Here is a 3,365-nt window from a genome sequence, read left to right as displayed (position 1 = left end):
TTTTTTGACGGAGAGTTTGATCCTGGCTCAGGACGAACGCTGGCGGCGTGCTTAACACATGCAAGTCGAACGCTGAAGCTTGGTGCTTGCACTGGGTGGATGAGTGGCGAACGGGTGAGTAATACGTGAGTAACCTGCCCTTGACTCTGGGATAAGCCTGGGAAACTGGGTCTAATACTGGATATGACATGCCACTGCATGGTGGTGTGTGGAAAGGGTTTTACTGGTTTTGGATGGGCTCACGGCCTATCAGCTTGTTGGTGGGGTAATGGCCTACCAAGGCGACGACGGGTAGCCGGCCTGAGAGGGTGACCGGCCACACTGGGACTGAGACACGGCCCAGACTCCTACGGGAGGCAGCAGTGGGGAATATTGCACAATGGGCGGAAGCCTGATGCAGCGACGCCGCGTGAGGGATGACGGCCTTCGGGTTGTAAACCTCTTTCAGCACGGAAGAAGCGAGAGTGACGGTACGTGCAGAAGAAGCGCCGGCTAACTACGTGCCAGCAGCCGCGGTAATACGTAGGGCGCAAGCGTTGTCCGGAATTATTGGGCGTAAAGAGCTCGTAGGCGGTTTGTCGCGTCTGCTGTGAAAGCCCGGGGCTTAACCCCGGGTGTGCAGTGGGTACGGGCAGACTTGAGTGCAGTAGGGGAGACTGGAATTCCTGGTGTAGCGGTGAAATGCGCAGATATCAGGAGGAACACCGATGGCGAAGGCAGGTCTCTGGGCTGTTACTGACGCTGAGGAGCGAAAGCATGGGGAGCGAACAGGATTAGATACCCTGGTAGTCCATGCCGTAAACGTTGGGCACTAGGTGTGGGGGACATTCCACGTTTTCCGCGCCGTAGCTAACGCATTAAGTGCCCCGCCTGGGGAGTACGGCCGCAAGGCTAAAACTCAAAGGAATTGACGGGGGCCCGCACAAGCGGCGGAGCATGCGGATTAATTCGATGCAACGCGAAGAACCTTACCAAGGCTTGACATACACCGGACCGGTTCAGAGATGTTCCTTCCCCCTTGTGGGGCTGGTGTACAGGTGGTGCATGGTTGTCGTCAGCTCGTGTCGTGAGATGTTGGGTTAAGTCCCGCAACGAGCGCAACCCTCGTTCTATGTTGCCAGCACGTGATGGTGGGGACTCATAGGAGACTGCCGGGGTCAACTCGGAGGAAGGTGGGGATGACGTCAAATCATCATGCCCCTTATGTCTTGGGCTTCACGCATGCTACAATGGCCGGTACAATGGGTTGCGATGCCGTGAGGTGGAGCTAATCCCAAAAAGCCGGTCTCAGTTCGGATCGTGGTCTGCAACTCGACCACGTGAAGTCGGAGTCGCTAGTAATCGCAGATCAGCAACGCTGCGGTGAATACGTTCCCGGGCCTTGTACACACCGCCCGTCAAGTCACGAAAGTTGGTAACACCCGAAGCCGGTGGCCTAACCCTTGTGGGAGGGAGCCGTCGAAGGTGGGACTGGCGATTGGGACTAAGTCGTAACAAGGTAGCCGTACCGGAAGGTGCGGCTGGATCACCTCCTTTCTAAGGAGCACAGTGGCTGGCCGTGTGGCCGGCGCCCACGGTCCTCACCGTTGTGGTGGGGATGTGGTTGATGCTCATGGGTGGAATATCAGCAAGCGGACACACTGCTCCCTGGCACGGGAACACTGGGGCCTTCGTGGGTCTGGGTGGTGTTGGGGTGGTGGTGTGGTGGCACATTGTTGGGTTGTCGATCAACACGTCAGTGTTGGTTGGTTTCCCGCGGCATCGCGAAGCACGGACGTTGTTTGTGTGGGTGTGGTGTTGGTGGGTTGTTGTTTGTCAACTACATAGTGGACGCGAGCATCTTTGACGCCGCGCACCTCGTTTGGGGTGTGTGGTGTGTTCTTTGATGATTGTTTTGTGTTGTGTGGCGTATAAGTTGTTACGAGCACACGGTGGATGCCTTGGCATCAGGAGCTGATGAAGGACGTGGAAATCTGCGATAAGCCTCGGGGAGTTGATAAACGAACTGTGATCCGAGGATCTCCGAATGGGGTAACCCGGCTGCGTGTCATGCGTGGTCACTCGTATCTGAATTCATAGGGTGCGAGGAGGAACGTGGGGAAGTGAAACATCTCAGTACCCATAGGAAGAGAAAACAATAGTGATTCCGTGAGTAGTGGCGAGCGAAAGCGGATGGTGGCTAAACCGGTTGTGTGTGATACCTGGCGAGGGTTGCATGATCGGGGTTGTGGGATGCGTTGTTCCTGGGGTCGCCACCCTGGGCGTTGTGGCGTCGTGGTAGTCGAACTGGTGGTGAGTGCCAGACCGTAGGGGGTGTGAGTCCCGTAGACGAAATCATGGTTGCTGTGGCGTGACGTTATTCCCGAGTAGCACGGGGCCCGTGAAATCTCGTGTGAATCTGCCAGGACCACCTGGTAAGCCTGAATACTTCCTGATGACCGATAGCGGATCAGTACCGTGAGGGAATGGTGAAAAGTACCCCGGGAGGGGAGTGAAATAGTACCTGAAACCGTGTGCTTACAAGCCGTTGGAGCCTTTTGGGGTGACAGCGTGCCTTTTGAAGAATGAGCCTGCGAGTTAGTGTTACGTCGCGAGATTAACCCGTGTGGGGTAGTCGTAGCGAAAGCGAGTCTGAATAGGGCGTTGTGAGTGGCGTGATCTAGACCCGAAGCGGAGTGATCTACCCATGGCCAGGTTGAAGCGCGTGTAAGAGCGCGTGGAGGACCGAACCCACTTCAGTTGAAAATGGAGGGGATGAGCTGTGGGTAGGGGTGAAAGGCCAATCAAACTCCGTGATAGCTGGTTCTCCCCGAAATGCATTTAGGTGCAGCGTTGCGTGTGCTTGCTGGAGGTAGAGCTACTGGATGGCTGATGGGCCCTACAAGGTTACTGACGTCAACCAAACTCCGAATGCCAGTCAAGTTGAGCGTGGCAGTGAGACTGTGGGGGATAAGCTTCATAGTCGAAAGGGAAACAGCCCAGACCATCAACTAAGGCCCCTAAGCGTGTGCTAAGTGGGAAAGGATGTGGAGTTGCTTAGACAACCAGGAGGTTGGCTTAGAAGCAGCCACCCTTGAAAGAGTGCGTAATAGCTCACTGGTCAAGTGATTCCGCGCCGATAATGTAGCGGGGCTCAAGTACACCGCCGAAGTTGTGGCATGACACCGTAGAGCTGAGCCGTTTGTGGTTGAGGTGGTGTCATGGGTAGGGGAGCGTCGTTGGGGTAGTGAAGCTGCGGGGTGACCCAGTGGTGGAACCTCAACGAGTGAGAATGCAGGCATGAGTAGCGATAGACGGGTGAGAAACCCGTCCGCCGGATGATCAAGGGTTCCAGGGTCAAGCTAATCTGCCCTGGGTGAGTCGGG

At 56.1% G+C, this 3,365-nt stretch carries 2 rRNA genes; both read left to right on the top strand.

The features are described 5' to 3' along the window. Positions 1–4: 4 nt before the first annotated feature. A 16S ribosomal RNA gene (locus tag ABD264_RS11510) occupies positions 5–1,536 on the top strand. Between the two features lie 372 nt (positions 1,537–1,908). Further along, a 23S ribosomal RNA gene (locus ABD264_RS11505) occupies positions 1,909–3,365 on the top strand; the annotation flags it as partial.

The organism is Kocuria salsicia, from assembly GCF_039532055.1.
GTDB lineage: Bacteria > Actinomycetota > Actinomycetes > Actinomycetales > Micrococcaceae > Kocuria > Kocuria salsicia.
Note: the sequence above shows the minus strand (reverse complement) of the source record. Positions and strands in the feature narration are given on the sequence as shown.